Source organism: Dysgonomonas termitidis, assembly GCF_042654545.1.
GTDB classification, from domain to species: domain Bacteria; phylum Bacteroidota; class Bacteroidia; order Bacteroidales; family Dysgonomonadaceae; genus Dysgonomonas; species Dysgonomonas termitidis.
Genome location: NZ_JBHSGN010000121.1, coordinates 259,173 through 280,653, shown reverse-complemented (window position 1 = coordinate 280,653; position 21,481 = coordinate 259,173). Strand labels below are relative to the sequence as shown.

At 41.8% G+C, this 21,481-nt stretch carries 15 protein-coding genes; 2 read left to right on the top strand and 13 right to left on the bottom strand.

The genetic code is table 11. The features are described from left to right. Positions 1-25: 25 nt before the first annotated feature. From ACFO6W_RS20830 to ACFO6W_RS20785, 10 genes are all read right to left on the bottom strand, one after another. The gene (locus ACFO6W_RS20830) at positions 26-1,999 is read right to left on the bottom strand and encodes a glycoside hydrolase family 97 protein (protein WP_380000046.1); all 1,974 of its coding nucleotides are present in this window, start codon (positions 1,997-1,999) and stop codon (positions 26-28) included. A gap of 20 nt (positions 2,000-2,019) precedes the next feature. Next, positions 2,020-3,315, bottom strand: coding sequence for a family 10 glycosylhydrolase (locus ACFO6W_RS20825; RefSeq protein WP_380000045.1), 1,296 nt, complete (start codon positions 3,313-3,315; stop codon positions 2,020-2,022). 36 nt (positions 3,316-3,351) lie between these two features. Beyond that, the gene (locus tag ACFO6W_RS20820) at positions 3,352-4,605 is read right to left on the bottom strand and encodes a family 10 glycosylhydrolase (RefSeq protein ID WP_380000043.1); all 1,254 of its coding nucleotides are present in this window, start codon (positions 4,603-4,605) and stop codon (positions 3,352-3,354) included. An 84-nt stretch (positions 4,606-4,689) separates the two neighbouring features. After that, positions 4,690-6,156 carry a DUF5018 domain-containing protein gene (locus ACFO6W_RS20815; RefSeq protein WP_380000041.1) on the bottom strand — a complete coding sequence of 489 codons (1,467 nt, stop codon included), beginning with the start codon at positions 6,154-6,156 and terminating at the stop codon, positions 4,690-4,692. Between the two features lie 31 nt (positions 6,157-6,187). Continuing rightward, entirely contained in the window at positions 6,188-6,628 is a 441-nt protein-coding gene (locus ACFO6W_RS20810) for a hypothetical protein (RefSeq protein WP_380000039.1), read from the bottom strand. Positions 6,629-6,647: 19 nt separating this feature from the next. Continuing rightward, positions 6,648-8,363, bottom strand: coding sequence for a RagB/SusD family nutrient uptake outer membrane protein (locus ACFO6W_RS20805; protein WP_380000037.1), 1,716 nt, complete (start codon positions 8,361-8,363; stop codon positions 6,648-6,650). 20 nt (positions 8,364-8,383) lie between these two features. Further along, positions 8,384-11,530 (bottom strand): SusC/RagA family TonB-linked outer membrane protein, encoded by a 3,147-nt coding sequence (locus ACFO6W_RS20800; protein WP_380000035.1) that lies wholly within the window; start codon positions 11,528-11,530, stop codon positions 8,384-8,386. Positions 11,531-11,593: 63 nt separating this feature from the next. Next, positions 11,594-12,769 carry a n-acyl-d-glucosamine 2-epimerase gene (locus ACFO6W_RS20795; RefSeq protein WP_380000033.1) on the bottom strand — a complete coding sequence of 392 codons (1,176 nt, stop codon included), beginning with the start codon at positions 12,767-12,769 and terminating at the stop codon, positions 11,594-11,596. Positions 12,770-12,801: 32 nt separating this feature from the next. After that, complete coding sequence (locus ACFO6W_RS20790) at positions 12,802-14,202, bottom strand: sugar porter family MFS transporter (RefSeq protein ID WP_380000031.1); 1,401 nt, start codon at positions 14,200-14,202, stop codon at positions 12,802-12,804. 12 nt (positions 14,203-14,214) lie between these two features. Continuing rightward, positions 14,215-15,318 (bottom strand): DUF4434 domain-containing protein, encoded by a 1,104-nt coding sequence (locus ACFO6W_RS20785; RefSeq protein ID WP_380000029.1) that lies wholly within the window; start codon positions 15,316-15,318, stop codon positions 14,215-14,217. A 1,189-nt stretch (positions 15,319-16,507) separates the two neighbouring features. Here ACFO6W_RS20785 and ACFO6W_RS20780 point away from each other — a divergent pair. Both ACFO6W_RS20780 and ACFO6W_RS20775 read left to right on the top strand, forming a co-directional pair. Beyond that, entirely contained in the window at positions 16,508-17,395 is an 888-nt protein-coding gene (locus ACFO6W_RS20780) for an OmpA family protein (RefSeq protein ID WP_380000027.1), read from the top strand. A 1,044-nt stretch (positions 17,396-18,439) separates the two neighbouring features. Next, positions 18,440-19,651 (top strand): ROK family transcriptional regulator, encoded by a 1,212-nt coding sequence (locus ACFO6W_RS20775; RefSeq protein WP_380000025.1) that lies wholly within the window; start codon positions 18,440-18,442, stop codon positions 19,649-19,651. A 213-nt stretch (positions 19,652-19,864) separates the two neighbouring features. Here the strand turns inward: ACFO6W_RS20775 and ACFO6W_RS20770 are convergent, their stop codons facing one another. From ACFO6W_RS20770 to ACFO6W_RS20760, 3 genes are all read right to left on the bottom strand, one after another. Continuing rightward, positions 19,865-20,092 (bottom strand): hypothetical protein, encoded by a 228-nt coding sequence (locus ACFO6W_RS20770; protein ID WP_380000023.1) that lies wholly within the window; start codon positions 20,090-20,092, stop codon positions 19,865-19,867. Positions 20,093-20,264: 172 nt separating this feature from the next. Continuing rightward, on the bottom strand, positions 20,265-20,768 hold the full coding sequence (tpx, locus tag ACFO6W_RS20765; RefSeq protein WP_380000021.1) for a thiol peroxidase: 504 nt from the start codon (positions 20,766-20,768) through the stop codon (positions 20,265-20,267). A 69-nt stretch (positions 20,769-20,837) separates the two neighbouring features. Continuing rightward, on the bottom strand, positions 20,838-21,473 hold the full coding sequence (locus ACFO6W_RS20760) for an NAD(P)H-dependent oxidoreductase (RefSeq protein ID WP_380000019.1): 636 nt from the start codon (positions 21,471-21,473) through the stop codon (positions 20,838-20,840). Positions 21,474-21,481 lie beyond the last annotated feature (8 nt).

Here is a 21,481-nt window from a genome sequence, read left to right as displayed (position 1 = left end):
AGGCCATACAACAAAACTCAACTATTTATTCCGCAGGTGTCAGTATAGCCGCCCATCCTCCACCTTTAGCCATATTTATCTCTAAAGTCTGGCCTCCGGAAACGTCTTTGGTTTCTATCTTGAAATCGGAACCGTATCTGTTTGCATTTACTCCGTCTTTCAGTATTTCCGCTTTATATTTGCCCTCCCCTATAAAATTAAGATTAACGCTGAGTTTGCGCTGGTCCCAATTAGTAAGTGAAGCGATATACCATTTGTTCCCGCTGCGGCGGGCGATAGTAAGATATTTCCCTGCTTCGGCTTCGATGGCTTTGGTTTCGTCCCACACAGTCGGTATTTGTGCAATGAAAGAGGTAAAATCAGGCGTCTTATAATAGTTGGACGGACTGTCCGCGAACATCTGCAGCGGACTCTCAAATGCAATGAACAGTGCACCCTGATGCGCCCGTGTGCCCTGGCTCATCGGATGGGTGAAGTTCATGTGGAAGTCGTTTTGCGTTGCATTAACGGTCGCCCCCGGCGTATAATCCATCGGGCCTGCCACCATGCGGGTGAAAGGTAATATCAAGTCGTGATCAGGAGAAATATCATTCGAAGACTTATTATGCTCCAACCCGTAAACTCCTTCATAAGTCATCACATTCGGATACTTGCGATGCAAACCCGAAGGCTTGAATGCACCATGAAAGTCAACAAGCAAGTGCCTTTCGAAGGCCGCTTTTCCCACATTTTCGTAAAAATTTACCATTTCCTGATCGTTGCGCTGCATAAAATCAATTTTCACTCCTTTTATCCCCCATTGCTTATACAAATCGAGGATTCCTTCTATATCCTCGTGCAGAGGATTCCATAAAGCCCATAATACAAGCCCTACATTTTTCGTCTTTCCGTACCTGACCAATTCCTGCACGTCGACATCCTTGTTTGGCTCGCGGATATTCCATGTACCGGCAGACCAGCCCTCGTCCAGCAATATATATTCCAATCCGTATTTCGCGGCAAAGTCTATATAATATTTATACGTCCGGGTATTGACTCCCGCCTCAAAATCTACGTCATATACATTCAATGTACTCCACCAATCCCATGAGATGCGGCCGGGTTTTATCCAACTCTTATCTCCGGCTACGCCCGGAGGGGATAACTGGTAGACCAGATTATTTTCCAGCAGGGATTTGTCGTCAGGGCTGATTATCAGCAATCTCCAGGGAAAAGTTCTCTTTCCTTCAGTTTTTGCTATATAATCGGCATTAAGGACAATCTCCTCATTGCGATCCGAGCCTTCTTTTATCTTTTTTTCTAAAATAACAGGAGGAAACACTCCATTTAATTTTTGTGTGGCTGTTCCTGATAAAAACAGATTCGGGTAATCGGACAAACCGGCTTCCATTATAACCATCTTTGTGCCTGATGCTGAAGATAAATAGATCGGGAGATAAGCATATTTCCGGTTCGGAATATCAGAAACGGAGATGTAATCGAAATCGCCTTCACAGTGTGTAATAAAATTCGGGCTGCTCTCTTTCGGCCAATAAGTATTGTAATTACCTCCCAGATTAAATTCTACAGTTTCGTTTTCTACATGTATTTTCTGCGAAGGTACAGCCGTTTCGAATCTGTAGGCCGAGCCATTATTGTAGACACGGAACGTTACGGCATAGCCTCCTTTGAAGGTCAGGCTCATTTCGTTGTAGTTGTCCTTCATATTCCTGAATTTGGTGGGAACTACAACTTCAAAAGCCTCATCGACAGACCGCCGGCTCACTTTTTGCGCCGAAACATTTATCCCGAACACATCGTTGCTTTCTTTTACCGTCATCGCTATTCTGCTCGGCTTCAGTATCGTTTCCTTATTAAAATTCACACTCCAGCTAAGTTCTTTTCCATCAGAAACCTTTACTTGTATTTTACGGTCGGGAGAAGATACAATGTAGTCTTTCCCATGTATAAGACCTATAGAAAAACAAAAAAGTATAATGGAAGCTATTGCTTTGTTCATATTGTTTTTATTTCTGTTTATTATTTATATACGCGATTTATCCCGTCTTTTATCGCGTTCCATTGATTGAAATTAATAACATGCGATATCTCGAATACCATCAGTCCGTCTGTGTTTTTGAGGCATAGATATACAGCATCCGAAACTTTGGAAGCATTGCTTCCATATGCAGGTGTATTTATCGAACCATTTACTTTGCAATCACCCATTGTAAATCTATTGTATGTAGCCACAAAATTCTCTACAGACCAAACAGAATTAGGAGCTTCGGATTTCCAAATAGCATCGGCATACGCACCTAACGAAAATACATCCAACTGGTCGGCAAACCCTGTTTTGCTATAATTACTTGTAAACTGCCAACCATCCGGTTTGTAATTCTTGCTGGCCCAATTCTGGCCTACACCATATCGTGAACCCCAGTCGGCCGATGCCCACAAGTGAAGTTCCATATTCGGATTAATGGATTTCACCTTCGAGCGGATATTCGTTATCAGATTGGTTATCGTCATCGAACGGAATTCTATCCACTTCTGATATTGAGGTCCCGGCGCTCCGGTCGACGTAAGAATATTGTTCCTGTTGGTCACTGTTTCCCCGCTATATGCCTGAAAGGCCGAGATAGTAGCGTCGCTGAACCCATAGTTATCGTACCACCAACGGCAATAATCCAGGCATATCCCTTTTAGTTTAGGATATTTCGTAGCTATTTCTCCTATGATGGAAATGACGAATGACTGTACTTCAGGCAGGCATGGATTCAACATCGCGGCGTCTACATTCTCCTCATTGCGTATATCCACCAAGTCGTTCGGATTGTTGTTATTCATCCTCATTTGCGTTTTGCCATCCCATGTATGGTCATCATAGATCAACCCCTCTTTCTTTCTCGTGTATCCGAATCCAAGTGTGGATATGCTTGCGATGACTTTAATATCCTGGCGTTCGGCTTCTTCAATCCAATATCCAAGATAATCCCAATCGCGTGTCACCGTTTCAGTGTCCCATTTGGTTAGCCGGGGCAGAATATCACTATCGTATAGGGCATAGCCGATGCCCGGCTTCACATCCACATAGATTTCGTTGAAGCCCGTAGCCTTCATTTTTTCCAATGCTCCCTTAATCGCTTCTTTAGTTGAAAAACGGGTAAGGTTCGCATGGGCGTCGATCCACATTTGTATCGGTTTATCAGCCATAGGCGGTTTATCCACATCTATCGGAATCTCGGGTTTATTATCACCGTTACCGCCATCATCACCGGAGCAACTTATCACTGAACATAGAACTGCCAGTAGTAATAATATATATCTAATCATGCGTAAATAAATTTTAGGATACATTGTTTTTTCTTCTTAGTTATTATTTTCCTCTGCGCGTCCGATACCTCGCTTGATATCGTCCCACATATTATATTTTATCACCTGTACAATATCAAATACCATCAGTCCGGCACTCTGGGTGAGACATACATACACGGCGTCTTCCATATTTTTTATATTATTCTCACCATAGACTGTCCCGTATATTTCACAGTCATCACCAATAAGTTTGTACGCGCGGTCTATCGCATATTCTATCGATTCGTTATTATCCAGCCCGTATACATCATACAGGTATGAACCCAGCATGAATACATCCAACTGATCGGCAAAGCCCGTATTTTTATAGGTCTCCGAAGCCCATTCAGGAAACATTTCTGATGGGTCATAATGTTTCTTACTGCCCCAGTTTTGCCCGTTTCCATAGATAGAATGTATCCACGAGGCCGCCCAGTAATCCAACTGCATATCAGGCTTTTTGTCTTTTATTGTCTTCCGGATATTGCCTATAAGGTTTGTAATAGTAGTGGAGCGGAATTCCCACCACTGCTTGTAATATTTGCCCGGGATACGTTCTGCTTTGTCATTATAAGTAAAAATATCTTCAGGGAAATGATCCACTTTCTCTCCGATGAATTTTTCAAATGCCACACGTGTCGAATCCGAAAAGTCGTAATTAGCATTGCAATAACGGCAATAATCCAAAGTAAAAGCATCGAAATCGTAATTGGATACAATTTCTGAAATATATTCCGTAATAAATGTCTGCACGGATTTTAACACAGGATTCAGGAAAACAGCGTATTCGCCGGTTTCCTTCATATTTTTCAAGCCGTCGGGCGTATAAGCGATGCATACTTTATCGTCCCAGGAAGCATCTTCATAGGCTGTTCCTGTTTTTTGCCTGACCAGTCCGGCAGAAAGTATTCCGGCAGAAACAGTTACTTTCATATTCCGCTTACGGGCCTCATCTATAAAGAATTGCAAGTAGTCCCAGTCCCGTTCGTACACATAACCGTCTCCGAATGTCGTCAGGGGTTTCAGCATTTTACTTTTGTATAACGCATCTCCCGCCATCGGGCGCACATCCACCACAATTCCGTTGAATCCTGTATTTTTAGCAAGGTCTAAATAGAAGCGTATACTATCCTTATCCGAAAAACGTTTGAAATTAGCTTCGGCATCCAGCCAGAGTAATTTAGGTTTTCCGGTGTCGGCTTCTTTCTCCTTGGTGGAACAAGCAGCGCATACAAACGCTATAAAAAATAAGATTAGAATATTTCTCATATCAATTAACAATAAATATCCGGTTCTTCCGGATGGAAAAGGAAAGCCCCCGTTTTTGAAAGAGGCTTTCCGGTAATCGGGTAATTATTCGAAACAAGTCAGTTTATAGGTGTACAATCCTACTCTGCCGGCCCAAACAAGCAAATAAGCTTCGTTGTTCTCTTCGCTCCAGTACCAGTCCACCCATGAACCATAGCTCCAGTTACGGTTTATGCCTTCAGCTATATTCAGGTTTTGATGAGCCAGTGTTTGCAGATCGGATGTCAACACTGCGGCCGCGTGCCACCATGCTGTTCCACTGGTTACCGCCACATAGCTCTTCCCGTTGACAACCATTCCACATACTACCGGAGCACGTCCGCCTGTACGGGCTGTGGCGAATCCGGTTCCGACCCACCATGCCTGGAGTGTATTCTGCCAAAGCGGAGGCATAGTCGAAGTAGTCAACCCTGAGAATGTATTAATGTAGCAATGAATCGAATTGGCTGCACCCGCCGTGCCTTCGGTGTCACCCACTACGTAGTTTGGAGAGTCGGAGTCGTCAAGCGGGGAAATCATCTGGAATCCGGCACTGTCGCCACTTGAAAAACCGGTTTCTATCGTAGAGTAGTTCGATGCGAGTTGTCCTCCGGTAACCTTGACACGGTAATGTTCGCCTTTTGCCCCGCGCGGAGCCAAAGCCGTAATCCAAGCATTACCTGTAATATCGCCTGCTACCTGGAAATTAGCCGACCCATCGGTAGACGATGCCATATTCACAGCTATTTTACCCACCGATCTGGGAGCATCCGTCGGTCTGGTCCAGTAGAAAAATTCCGTTTCGTTTCCGGTGACCACAAGTCCGACAAGATTTCCCTTAAAATCGGATGTAATCAATTTCAGATTTGCTACGGAGATAGAACCCAAATTGAATGAACCGGCATCGTTCAGCGTGTTTTTATCCACTACTTTGATACAATACGGAGAGGCAGGGTCGGCGTTGACGTATGCACGTGAAAGCATCACGATGTAATCGCCACAATAGGCGGGATACATCAACAAGTCGCCATACAGTTTCGAATCAGCGAAGCTGAAATCATTCTGTTTGCCCGGATAACCCATCTGATCGAATTTTTTCGCTGTTCCTATCTCCGCGTAACTGAATCCTTGACCATATGGCAACTGATCGGAAATACCCCACCCCACTGTGTAATCACGCTTGTTTTTTCCATCTTCCGAGGTAATGGTATATTTCACACCTCCAGCCTGCGCAAAGTTTTGAGGAAGAGCCGGATCAGGTGTCACTGTTGCCCCCTTCGACAGATAAAAAGTGGGCACAGCCGATTTTAGCGCTTCTTCCGCGTCAATATAAGGCGAAACCTTAATGGTGACTGTATTGTCGCCATTAATCACTCCCCTAAAAACAGCAGGTTTATCCCCAACTGTCCCCTTAACCGAAAAAGACAGGGTTATTTCCGCTTCACTGTTCAGATCGTCATCTTTACAAGCACCGAACGAAACGACACAGCAAAGAGCCAATATTGAATATATATTAAAGATTAAGTTTTTCATAACGAAATAATTTTTATATAAATAATAAAAGTTATTCATAATAACCTCTTACACGGTATTGGCGTGTGGTTCCTATTCCCGACTTCACGGTAATTATAATACCTTCGCCCGTAATGTCATGTCTCCCGGACAAAGATGGCGTGATGATTTCATCATATGTCACTGTTGCCGTTAAATAGATATTCTTCAGATCCACATCATTTTCCAGCGATTTGGAAATCGCAAACAGAATCAGCCCGTAACCGCCGTCCACCTGTTCCTGGGTGAAATCACCGCTTACAAGGTTGCCATTTTTGTCGTACTCCATAATCTCTCCACGAAATTCACTGGCACCATGCTGCGCTTTACAAATCATTTGCGAGATTGTATTAGTATTATGCACATGATCTTCATCGGCATCGGTACATCTCCATAACAAGACTGTCAATAAGATGCTCAGAGTCAATGCTCCTATTTTAGTTATTCTCTTCATTTCCGATATTTTTTATGATTTACCAATATGGATTATTTCCGCCTAATTTATTATTGTTGGCAAGTTCTGCCGTAGGCAGTGAAAAATAGTAATATTTTTCGAGGAATATACGAGGAGTTCCCGCATCGCAATTTACTCTGGCATAAGTGTAAGATCCATTATCATTCGTTACTTTTACTCCATGCGCATTTTGTCCATTAATAACGTTTTCAGCCAGTTTCCAACGACGCAAATCCCAATAGCGGAAACCTTCGCCAGCCAGTTCCACACAGCGTTCTTTACGCAACAGCGTCATAAACGCTTCTTTGGTCGCGGCGTCTTTCGCAGGTAATCCTACTCTGGCCCGTACTTCATTCAATGCACCCAAAGCCTGGGTCTTGTAGCGGATATAATCCAGTTCGGCATACGCCTCGGCCTTATTAAGCAATACCTCGGCATAACGGAGTACCGCATCGTACTGGTAGCTTCCCTGCTCTACAAAACGGGTGTAATTCTCCTGTAAATATTTACGCAGATAATAGCCTGTGCAGGTATGTCCGCTGGTACTCGCCGACATGGTGAAATCTTTAAATTCATCGGCTCCACCTTCCCACGTCTGTATTTCGCGACTTTCCCATTGGCTGCCATTATACAATATAGTGGCATGGAAACGGGGTTCCCTGTCGGTGTAAGGATCTGTATGATTAAGAGTATAAGTACTCCAGCTAAAATCGGTTCCATCACTAAACTCATACATATCGGCCAACTCGCCGGTCGGTACATGTTCTGCATATATAGCGTCCGTCTTGTAAACGGCCCTGTCACCGAAAGGCCGGTTGTACTGGTCGAAACTGTGAGGTACGCCGGGATCTGTGTCCGAGGCACTTGGCTTGTAGTATAATGCGAATAAGATTTCCTTCGAGTTATCCTGTTTTCCATCTACCTGGAACACTTTCGCATAGTCCGGAGCCAGAGCGCCACCCAATTCCTTCACTTTTTCGGCAGCATCTGCGGCTATCTGCCATTTACCGGCGTATAAAGCCATTCTTGAAAGGAATCCGTAAGCGCTTTTCTTTGTCGCACGGCCTTCCCATTCGGCAGGCCATGAATCAGGCAAGCGTTCGGCGGCCCATTGCAATTCACTGATTACAAAGTCCCAGCTCTGGGCTTCGGTGAGACGGGCTCTGTGTACATCTTCCTCGTAGGCACCATCGTCTAATCCACCGTTTATACCGGAAACATCCGTGCGAAGCACCACGCCTCCGTACACACGAATCAGGCGGTAATATGTGAAAGCACGACACAGACGGACTTCTGCGCGGCGTATATTGCACCAATCTTCGCCGAACTTGCTGTCAGCGTTGTAACGCTTCATTTCGTCCAGCAAAGCATTAGCACGGCGAATACGGTCACTATATAATCCCCAACACTCAAACGCGCCTGCGTTCCCGGTAGAGAATGAGCTGGCTTGCAATAAAACTTTATTATATGGATGGTTATACAATTCCCACGATGTGGATTTCATCAGATCGGAATAGCTGTCGTAGAATACGTTGCGGCTATTGCTCACCTGCGAAACATCGGTAAAGGTTTTATAAGATGCTGTGATATACAAGTCGGCTGCCTCTGACGAACCCCAGACTGCATCGCTCGACAATACTCTTGTATTCTCCAAATCGAGAGCGTCATGGCAGGAAGGCATACACAGAGTTAAGGCGACGGCACTTAATAATTTTATAATTGTTCTCTTTTTCATTTTTTTTCCTCCTTACATTATTAGAATGTTACTTTAAGTCCCAAACTGTAGGTTTTTTGTTGCGGATAATATCCGTTACTTACCGACGGGCTTTCGGGGTCAACATATTTGAAATGACTGAACGTAAGCAGGTTGGTTCCTGCCAGATAGATATTCACCGAGCTAAACGGAGTGCTCTTCAACACTTTAGAAGGAACATTATATCCGATATTCGCATTTTTCAGGCGCAGGTATTCACCGTTCACCAGCCACCATGTAGAATGCCATGCATTGTTTCCGCTATTTACAGTAGTCAATCTCGGATATTTGGCATTTGGATTTTCAGGCGTCCATGCTCCTTCGATACGATAGTAAGGCGAATTACCATTCTCTGCGAATGAGGCTGTATAATTTGTGGATGAGATCACGCCTGAGTCATATGTACCGGACAGTGTATAGTCGGTATTCGTAACACCCTGCCATAATAATGTGGCATAAAAGTTTTTGTATGACAGGTTCATATCAAGCGAGAAAGTGATTTCAGGAACATCCCCATATCCGATTTTTACATAATCATATTTTTGACTGATGATACCATCGCCATTCACATCTTCATATTTTATGTCCCCCGGACGCAAGTTCCCTGATGGCGCCATCGGATAGTTGTTTATTTCTTCCTGGCTCTGGAACAATCCGAGAGCGTTAAAGCCATATCTTGCATTCATGGATTTGCCTACCTGACTGCGATAGAGAGGATGATCGTCCGGATTGACTATTTTCAGCACACGGTTGCGGGCAAATGAAAAATTACCTTTTAGTCCGTAACTCCAATCCCGGTCGATACGATTATCGTGTTTCAGTGTGAGTTCAAAACCTTTATTCTCAACTTCCCCTGAATTCATGATTGCAGGGAAAAGTCCGCCCAATGAAGGAGGGTAAGCACCAGACTGAGTTTGTATAATATCATAAGTGCGTTTATAGAATAAATCCAGTTCTACGCCCAGTTTACCTTTCCACATGGTATAATCGAAACCCAGATTATACAAGATGGTGGAAGCCCACGTCACATCCTGGTAAAGGTAGGCGTTTTTAGTATAGAGCTGAGTGATAGGGTTGTCGCCTAGTACCATACTATTTTTTGCAACTTCAAATTCCGACTTGTACAACCAAGGTATGTTGTTGTTCATGTTACCTGCAGTTCCTACACTGGCTCTGATTTTAAAGAAATCTACATTCGGAAAGGCTTTGGAAAAGAATTCTTCTTCCGAAATCACCCAACCTACCGAAGCCATCGGGAAAGTACCCCAACGGTTCTCTGGCGCAAATACATAAGATCCATCACGGCGGACCACTAATTCGGCCAGATATTTTTTATCATACATATAATTAAGGCGTCCTACATATGATGCGGTTCCTCCGGAATATCCGTGAGACCCGGTTACTGCCTGCCAGCCTTTCGGAAGGGAGAGTAACCCCATGCTTATATCGACGGCAACATCACTGTAAAATCCGCGGGCTGCTCCTGTCATTGTATTCGAATAGCTTTTTTCCGTTTCGAATAACAGTGTCGCACTCACGGAATGTTTACCAAATTCACGGGAATAATCAAGTTGCGGGCGCAACATCCATGTATCGCCCCACGACGCCGATTTGGAATATGAATTACCTTTTGTATATCCGCTGGCTCCGGAAACTCCCTGATCAAAATTTCCGTTGATAGAATATACCTCGTAGTAACGGTCGTAATTATCATCGGTAGTATTGCTGTAATTATAAGCGGCGAATATTGATGCTTTCAATCCCTTCAATACATCCGTCAGACCGGAAAGGTCGTATTCCAGTTTATAATTAGAGTTGAGTTGCCATTGGGTATTGTTCTTCCAACCCGATTCTGTCAGAGCGGCATAACCGTTATTATTGTACGTCCCGTTATTCCATGCCACATTCATACCGTCATATTCGGACTTGAAGATAGGTATGGCTGCTATAGCCTGCCTGATCGGGCTGAATTCGGTTTGGTTGCCAATAGCCGTACCCGGCCAATGCCGATCCCTGCGGTCTCCAGACAAACCTATACTGAATTTCAGATTTTTAGCCACCTGAATATCAAGGTTTGTGCGCACATTATAACGCTTTAAGCCTGTATTTATCAATGTTCCCTCCTGATTCATGAAACCTATGCTCGCATAATATTTCACTCTTTCGGTGGCGCCTGAGGCCGAAATATTATGTTGCTGAGTTATTCCGGTTCTGAAGATTTTATCCAGCCAGTCGGTCTGGCCAAATACACTGTTGGGGTCGTTACTCATCACTTTATTCTGGATACCGGCTGTCCACAGAGGATCGAGCCCGTCCATCTGGCTTGCTTTATTGTGCCAGTACATATAATCCCTGGCGTTCAGATACTCGGGCATCGCCGTATTTGCTGTCCATGTCATAGATCCGTCATAAAAGATTTTGGCAGGACCTTCGCTTCCCGATTTTGTAGTAATCAGGATAACTCCATTCGCTCCCTGAATACCATAAACCGATGCCGCCGCATCTTTCAGCACGGAGACACTTTCGATGTCGTTCGGGTTCAAATTGTCTATTGTGCGCGGTACCCCGTCAACAACTATCATAGGACCGTTACCTCCGGCAAATGAATTCAATCCGCGTACATAGAACGTTGCCCCGTCATCGCCGGGTTTGCCCGACCGCTGAAGGCTGGTCAATCCGGGCAGTTTACCCGTAAGCATATTCGATACATTCTGCATTGGTGCTTTTACAATGTCTTCAGAGGTAATCTGAGAAACAGAACCTGTCAGATGGGCGCGTTTTTGGACACCGTATCCCACAACCACCACTTCGTCAAGTTCTTTCAGATTTTCGACCAATGCGATATTTATCTGAGAGCGATTTCCTACTATCACAGTTTGAGGCTTAAAACCCAGAAACGAGAATTCAAGCGACGCATCACCGGAAGGTACCGTGATTTTGTACGCACCGTCTATATCCGTAAACGTACCCACAGTCGCGCCTTTCAACACGACGGAAACACCAGCCAACGCTTCCTGATGAGAGTCAGTAACTTTCCCTGTTATTGTTTTTTGGGAATAAGCATTGGACAGACACATAAAAGCACATAATAATATCCATATAAATTTAGGATATCTGCGCTTTCTTTTTTCATCGTAATTAATCTTCATAGTGTCGATGTTAAAATGTTAGCAATTTCTTTTGTTTTTCATTGAATTTAATAATTATAATAATCATAGATCATTCTGGTTTTCAGATATTGTCTTATATATCTGATATAGTCCGCGAGGAATGTGGAAACATCCTTTCCATTTTCCTCCTTTAAGGCTCAATAAGACGTCACCTTGCCTGTTAAGGTATCCGTACCATTCGGGATATTCGTTATCTTTAAAGTGTTGCCATGTATAATTATGTATTGATTCAAACCATTCCGCGCATTCCTGATTTCCTGTCAGGTAATATCCTTTTATTAATGCTATCAGTGTCTCGATATGCACCCACCATAATTTCTGGTCCCATTCCAATTGTTGCGGCGGGCGTCCCAGACGGTCCAGATAGTAAAAAATACCTCCGTATTCCTTGTCCCAGCCGTAATCAATCATTTTTAAAGTTGTCTCTACAGCCTTGTCTATCAATTCGGGCCTGTTGAGGCGATGTCCGAGATCCATAATAAACCACATAGCTTCAATGGCATGTCCGGGATTCATCAGGCGGCCGTCGAACGTATCGGACAATTCGCCTTCTACGGTCACGTTCTCTACTATCAGTCCGCCTAATTCGGGCCTTAGAAATACTTCCATCACTTCATGGATGCAGTCATCCATCACTTTATTCAGGAACTCTTCCGGCAACAAATGCTCGATCTCCAAAGCCAGATTGCAAAGGATCATCGGCAGCGCGAAATTTTTCAGGTTCCGTGTCCCCGGATACGCCTTGTTCCACTTCCCTTTCGGGTTATCCACTTTTGATAAAATAATATCGAAAGTCTTCCGTGCTATTTCTGCATATTCCTCATTACCCGTAGCCTTGTTTAATTGCCCGAATGCCATGGTGGCAAATGTGTATGAAAATATATTGTAAGGCTCTACCAAGGGATTACCTTCCCGGTCAAGAGAGAAATACCAGTTGTAACTACCATCGTGCCCGTACTTTTTGAGAAATTCCCCGCCCTGAACGGCACAGTCCAACCAATCCTGCCGTTTTTCCACATTGTTATACATCATGGAAAACATCCACACCTCGCGCCCTTGCAGCCAAATAAACTTATCGGTATCGAATACTGTCCCATCCCTGTCGAGGCAGGAAAAATATCCGCCATACTCTTTATCCTGAGAGTTTTTGAGCCAAAAAGGCAATACATTGTCCAGCAGCTCCGATTTGTACTGCTTCTCTAATTTTTTAAAATCCATAAGATTGTATTTTTATATAGTACTTTTCTGATTTATGTTTCCCAGAATTTTTCTATTTCTTCTAACGATTTGCCTGTTGTTTCAGGGACTAATTTCCACACAATAAGTATGTACGGCACACACATAACCGCAAAGAGAATAAAGGTACCTTCGGGCCGCAGGTTCTGCAACAGCCACGGGGTAAGCTGTCCGATAAGATATGTCCCGATCCAAAGCGAAAATCCGGCAATCGACATGGCCAGCCCCCGCACTTTGATCGGATACATCTCCGACAACAAAACCCAGATAACAGCACAGATAGATACGGCACAGAAAAAGATGTAAGCAAGGAAGAATATGAGCAATAATACATTAGATATGCCTAAATCACCTCCTTTAACAAAATAGAATGCAATAAGAAGGAGTGAAACTATCATACCCGAAACACCATAGTACACAAGCTTCTTACGCCCTATCTTATCAATGATAAAGATTGCCAGAATGGTCGTCAACACATTCACCAATCCTACGATCACCTGATAGAAAAGTGAATCGTCACCTGACAAGCCACTGCTTTCGAAAATGGAAGGCCCGTAATAAAGTACCGCATTGACTCCCATAAATTGGCCCAGCATAGCAATTGCCACACCGATTACGACAGCTTTCCTTATACCCGGTTTTAGCAGAATACGCCAGTTAGATTTAGTCTCACTTCCTATTACTTTTTTAGTTTCGTTCATCTCATATGCAGCAGTCTCCACCGAACCATATATATGTTTCAGTATCGATCCGGCCTTTACATCACGATTCTTCAATATCAGCCATCTGGGGCTTTCGGGGATGAAGAATATAATAACAAAGAACAGCAAGGCCGGTATTACCGCCATTCCCAGCATGCTCCGCCACACTTCGCTATGGAAAATATGATACAATGCAGGGTCCGATAATTGTTCCGCCCCGTTTGTTGAATAATTCAACAATGCATAATTTACAAGGTAGGCCCCCAGGAACCCCACTGTTACAGCAAGCTGATAGAGTGATACCAATCGCCCCCTGTATTCGGCAACCGAAATTTCAGAAATATAAAGCGGTGAAATTATGGATACAACACCGATACCAATACCTCCGACAACGCGAGCCATCACCAAGTGATTAAAATCTGAAGATAGAGCACAACCGACAGCAGATATAGAGAAGAGTATGGCTGCTACCAGTAATGTTTTTTTCCGACCAAAGTTATCGCTAAGTATCCCGGCACACATAACGCCGAATATGGAACCGATAAGGGCACATCCCACATACCAGCCCTGAGACATGGCATCCAGAGAGAACTGAGCGGAAACCTGCGCTATCGTCCCCGAGATCACCGCAGTATCGTACCCAAACAGAAAACCTCCCAAAGCCGCAACCACAGATAAAAAACTTATATATTTTATATTTACAGCAGAATTCATAAATCTGTTCTTTTATTTTATTTCAAAATATTCTTTATATCTGTCATATAAATGCCCTGCCTGGAGATAGGCCGACTGAGGACTCATAAAATGTGAAAACTCAAATGTAATAGCCTTATCATAACCCGCACGTTTAGCAGCTTCGAGTTTCATACGCAGTTTGTCGAATTTGATAGGGAGAAATTTTATAGGCATATCACGGTCGAAAGTCTCGGCATTTGTCCAGCATTGAAGGCCATATTTATCTGCCAGTTTTTTATTCACTTCGAAGAAAGCATCCAGTTCATCATAATCTATATGGCCATCCTGAAAAGCGCATGCATCCACGGCTCCTTTTATACCATCAAATATTTCACCCCATTCTTTTTCGTGTTCCTGGACAGAAACCGATTCTGTTTTCGACAGTTGACCCGACGCCGCCATTACAGCCTTTTTGCCATCGATCCAGGGTGATATAAATGTGGGCAATCCGTTCGATACATCCTTACACTGTTTGCCCATCGAATAAAAAGCATTTATTGCTCCTTTGGTTTTCCTGCTGATCTCTCCGCTTATATACCATCCGCCGAAGCTTTTATATTTTTCTCCGTATTTTTTCCATACTTCGTCTATTACATATTTATTATGCTCTATTTCGGAAGACAAATCACCCGTATCCCAATATTCTCCGGAATCATAAAGTCCGAAATAAAACTTCATGTTATATTTCTGAGCGAGGCGCAAGTACATATCAACCAGGTCGACAGAAGGCATATAACAGCCTTTTTTCAATAGATATTCGGAAGGGTATGTAATAAACTTGCGGTATCCAGAACGTATCATAATGACCGTATCGATTCCGATATTCTTCATATGGCGAAAATCAAGATCCCACTCTTTTTCACCCCAGTTCTGATGCGGTATATCGTGTGATATTTCATCCAGGAACGTACCCGAAATATGGAGTCCGTTTGCCTTTGATACTATCAGGCGACTCTCGATAGAGCCATCCGTTTTTAAGGTTTTGCTATCATCCGAAGCCTTTCCCCCGCAAGCAGCCACAGCAGGTATCGCAATAGCCGAAGCTCCGGCTACTGCCGCTTTTTTGAGGAAATCTCTGCGATTATTTGTTTCCATATAGTATTTGGTTATTATTTACTTACAACTACAATTTATTCCGGGCAAATCTTATATTGCCTTATTATAACAAACAGCCTGTATCTTTTCTTTCGATGATAATACTTTAATTATCAAAGGTATAATCCGGGTATCAGAGCGTCAGGTTTATTAAGGAGCTATGTTAAGTATCTATTTCTACAGCAAATATGATAAAATATTTTTTATCGACAAAGTATTTAATAAAATAATTAAATAAATAAGGTCATTTTTAACATTAAAATTAAATACACTGTCACATGATTAAAAAAATATTCATTAATAAGTATTTCCTAACAGATAAAAAAAATACTTTGAAATAAATTTAACAACATATCGAAACTTTTAATAAATTATATAAAAAAGATCAGGTTCAAACTTTCTTCGTTTTATATTATGCCGACTCAAAGACGGATTAGGTTTATTTTCCACAAACAGGTTATACTATCTTATATAGTGCAAAATGACTGCAAGACAGAAACCCACACCCTGCAAACAGGCATGGTCAATTGTTCAGTGTGAGAATCCAGCAAAGGTTTATGGAGTTCCTTTATTAATGCCAATCAGTAGTTGAAGTGATTATTGTAGTATAAAAATGTGGATTTTTTCTACTACGCGCAATCAAAGATTGCTTGTGTTACTTTTGGGCAATGCCAGAAGTGAGGACAAGCCCCGCAGGGCGCGGCAGGAACAAGTTAAAAGCTTTCGAAAATAAATAAGGAAAGGGATTATGCAGAAAAAAACCCAACGTTTCGTCTTCCTTATCATTATTGACAATCATAAAAAAATATGTTCCAGGCTTGGCGTACTATTCATACGCACCATAAATAATTAACAATCAGAGAACAACACGAAGGTAAAACGAATTTATACACAGGATGCCATCCCTCTTTTAAAAACCTTTCTGAAATAATATACAGAAAAAGACCCTTAGTTATAAAGCTAATATTTGGATATGTCCGGCAGAGAAAGAAGACAAGAACCTGATACCTGAAGATTGTTCTCTCCGTTAAAAGAGCTTTTTGCGGATAAAATAAGTTTAAAGAATGAAAACAAAAATTAATTCTATCGACAATTACTTACCAGATAAATTTTTATCTGATACTTTTGTAATCAAACAATGAATGAATATTATTGTTACATATAATAATACATTTAATATAATTTAATTATGAAGTATTCTTTTTGGTTGCTAATATTAACAGCAGGTATAATGTTTACCGGTTGTGTAAGCAAGAAACAGTTCACAAACCTGGAAACTGATTATAATCGCTTACAAACAGAACATAATGATCTGAAAAGAAATTATCAGGAAGGCCAATTGCAACTGGCCGAAAGCAGAACCCGAGTATCGAGCCTGGAGGAGAGATTAGCTGAAGCCCGGAAAAACAATGAGGAATTACGCGCAGCTTACGTAGAGATGCAAAACTCATTGAATAAAAGTCTCTCGCAAAATTCACAGGGTAATGTAAATATTGCGAAACTGGTAGATGAAATCAATGCCTCGAACCGCTTTATCCAGCATCTGGTCCAAGCTAAGAACAAATCGGATTCGTTGAACCTGGTTATGATAAACAATCTTACACGTTCACTTACCCGTGACGAAATGCAGGATATGGATATTAAAGTATTGAAGGGAGTTGTGTACATCTCACTTGACGACAGGATGCTGTACCGCTCCGGAAGCTATGAAATAAGCGATAAGGCAGGGGAAATTCTAAGTAAGATATCTAAAATCATCCTGGACTATAAAGATTATGACGTCCTGATAGAAGGCAATACTGATACAGACCCGATATCACGCCCTAACATCCGCAACAATTGGGATTTAAGTACTCTTCGCGCATCTTCTGTTGTTCAGGCATTACAAAACAATTATGGGGTTGATCCCAAACGCCTGACTGCTGCCGGACGCGGAGAATATAATCCGATTGCGAGCAATAGTACAGCAGAAGGGAAAGCCCGTAACCGCCGGACCCAGATAATTATCACTCCAAAACTGGATCAGTTTATGGATCTAATTGACCAAGCTCCGGAAAGTTCACTCGATAATAAATAATTAATATCCCATACATAAAGTTTATATAATAAAAGGCTGCCTCTGTAAATTGAGGCAGCCTTTTATTATATAAACAAATTTATTCGAAAGAAATATCCGGCAATAAGTCGTATTAGCCAACTGAATCATCAATCGGAGGTGTATAGGCCAGCGCTGACAGAATAAATATCCGCACCTCCAGACCCTGCCTTTATTTTTTATTGACTATTTAATTATTTGATTTTTGGAAAATACTTTATCTATATTATTAGCTGATAGCCGTTAGCTGACAGTTCTTTGAAGTATTGAAAAAGCCCCCTAAATTGGCTCCGCCGAACGTTGTTTCCCCAGGGGGGACTTACAGAGAGAAAAAAAAGGAACAGATAAAAAATAGTGGAAAATGTGTCAAGTTTGTCAGGTTTTGTACATAAACTATTGGCTAACAGCTATCAGCTAATAGCTAAAAAGGTGTTACTTTTTAATAGTTACGGGTTACTGCGCCCTTTGGGCAGTTACAAGTTACGAGTAGACAAGATACAAGATACGGGTTGTTAACTGTTAACTGATGAGATGCTTCGCTCCGCTCAGCATGACAACGTACAGCACTGTTGACTGATGACTGTTTACTGTAAATAGTGTTACCTTTGTTACCTTTTAATAGTTACAAGTTACTGCGCCCTTCGGGCAGTTACGAGTTACGTGTAGACAAGATACGAGTTGTTTACTGCTAACTGTTGACTGTTGACTGATATATCTGTTACCTTTGTTACCTTTTAACAATGTATAGTTAATTAATATAAATATCGTACATCGCGCAGATATAAATTAAGCCAAGACGGAATAGATACTATCCAACAGGAGAGGAGATCATTAAATAGGCTATTATCTGTAACAGAAAGCTATTTCGTTTATTATCATACAATTTGAGGTCCTAAATATTTATCAACCCCAAACTCTTTTTTAATAATAGATACAAAAGGCAGCCTATTTAATAATATTTTTTATTTATATTTGTATTAGCGATGAAATTTTATCCGAAAGGAAAATATCAATAAATCAGGAAACATGAATATACACCTGCTTCAGGAAATTGAAAAAGGCACAAAAAGTGCTTTGATCAAGAAGAATATTATTAATTACTATATCCAAAATGGCAGTTCGACCATCACCGAATTGTCGAAAGAACTGGATTTGAGCATCCCTACTGTCACTAAGTTTATCAGCGAGATGTGTGAAGATGGATATATAAACGACTACGGAAAGCTGGAAACAACAGGGGGGCGTTACCCCAATCTATACGGCCTCAATCCTGAGTCCGGTTATTTTATAGGTGTCGACATGAAGCAGTCGGCAATAAACATCGGACTGATTAACTTCAAGGGAGATATGGTGGATCTGACAATGGGTATTCCTTATCAGATGCAAAACACTCCGGAAGCGATGAACAAGTTGTGTGAATTAATCCTGGCATTTATTGATAAACAAACAGTAGATAAAAACAAAATACTGAATGTAAATGTAAATATATCGGGACGGGTAAACCCTGAATCGGGATACAGCTACAGCATTTTCTATTTTGAAGAAAGACCATTGGCTGAAATTCTTAGCGAAAAACTGAATGGCTACAAAGTTACTATCGATAATGATACCCGGGCCATGACTTATGGTGAATATCTGTCGGGCTGTGTAAACAGTGAGAAAAACATCATATTCGTAAACATAAGCTGGGGGTTGGCTATCGGAATCATTATAGACGGGAAAGTATATACCGGAAAATCGGGATTCGCCGGAGAATTCGGGCACATGAAAATATACGATAATGAAATATTGTGCCATTGCGGAAAGAAAGGCTGCCTGGAAACGGAAGCCTCCGGACTGGCAATGCACCGGCGCCTTTTCGAACTGGTACATGACGGTGCTTCTTCCCTGTTATCGAAGAAAATATTGAAAGACGAATCCGTCACATTAGATGAAATAATTACCGCCGTAAACAAAGAGGATGTGCTTTGCATAGACCTGGTGGAAGAGATCGGACAAAAGCTTGGAGAACAGATCGCCGGACTTATCAATATCTTTAATCCTGAAATGGTTATTATAGGAGGTACAGTATCTATGACCGAAGACTATATAATGCAACCGGTGAAAACAGCGATCCGCAAATATTCCCTTAATCTGGTGAATAAAGATTCTACGATCGCAATATCGAAGTTGAAGGATAAGGCAGGGGTAATAGGCGCCTGTTTATTAGCCAGAACACGTCTGTTTGAGATATATTGAACATTATATGATAAGACCACCCTTAACTTTTTAAAAATGCATAAATTATCTTATAACATTGCAAATATTAAGAAAGTTTCATATCTTGTGTCTTAAACTATCAACAATAGATAATTATAAGGTCCTGATTATTAATCAGACTTTCTGACTCTAAACAAACTTGACTTATATCCAAAAACCTCCGCATATGTTTCGGAGGTTTTATTTTGTAGCCTATCGGGCGAACCTGCCCAGATATTTCCCTTTAATCACCCTCAGTTTGCCTATCACATGAAACTTGGATAATAGGCCGGCCAATATCAAGATCATCCCCGCAGAGAGAAGTAATCCGAAGAAAAAGTCGAACAAAAGGGAATAACGGTTTAGAAGCAGGGCAAACCCTATAACACCTATACCAATGGCAAATTGCTTATTATATATTATATGGAATAATCTCTTCACACCAATTTTTTTTGAGGTTATAAACCTATTTATTATTCTGAGGACAAAGATAGTTTTATTTTAACTCCCCGATATAACGATATTATACCAATCTTTAGGTATCGCCGAAAATTAACAGGAAAAGGCTTCTACCATATAGTAAAAGCCTTGGGATACCGTTCAGTTCTGTTTATTATTTAACGGCCGCTAAAGCCGGTTGATAATTCGGTTCATTTACAATTTCAGGAACCAGCTCTGTATATACTACTTTTCCGTCAGGGTCAATTACAACAACCGATCTGGCCAACAATCCCTTCAGCGGACCATCAAGCATCAATACGCCATAATCTTTTGCAAACGATGTATTTCTAAAAACAGAAGCCGGAACAACATTATCGATGCCTTCTGCCGAACAAAAACGACCCGCAGCAAATGGAAGGTCAGCCGAAACAGCAAGGACTACAGTATCAGGAAGTGCTACCGCTTCTTTATTGAATCTGCGAACCGACGCAGCACATGTACCTGTATCAAGACTGGGGAATATATTTAATATAACAGTCTTACCTTTAAGGTCTTTCAACGACACTTCTGAAAGGTCATTCTTTACAAGTACAAATTCGGGTGCTGCTGAACCTACTGCCGGCAATTGCCCGCTGGTATTTACTGTGATGTCATTTTTAAATGTAACTGTTGCCATAATTTTTTAATTTATATAAGTTAGTATTCTGGTTTTCGAAGTATTATCATATTATAAACCTCAAAATTGTTATTTTAGTTCAATAAGAAATTCATTTTTCGGATGACGGACCTTCTTGAGATTCACCAACCAGTCATTTGCTTCGTCCCGGTAGCCCAATGGTAATACTGTCACACTCCTCAATCCTAATTCTCTCAAGCCAAGAAGATTATCCAACGCATCATTATCAAATCCTTCCATCGGGGTAGAATCGACATTCAGTTCAGCGGCCATTGCAATAGCAAAACCAAAAGCTATATAGGACTGGCGGGCTGCATGCTCGAAATTCACTTCAGACGGGCGACTCAAATATGCCTTCTTCAATCTGTCCGTATAGTCATTATAACGGCCGGGGTCTTGTCCCCTACCCTCTGTTGTATGTTTGTATATATTATCTATACGCTGCGACGTGTAGTTATCCCAAGCTGCAAAGACAAGGACATGTGAAGCATCCGCGACCTGTTGCTGATTATAAGCAATAGGTATCATCTTCTCTTTTAGCTCCTGATTGGTTATTTCAATAACCTGAAAAGGTTGTAAACCCGAAGACGTGGGCGCAAGCCAGGCAGCTTCAACAATCTCGTTAACAAGTTTCTGATCGACTTTTTTAGTAGGATCAAACTTTTTTGTGGCGTAACGCCATTTGAATGTATCTAATAAGTTCATTGCTTTAA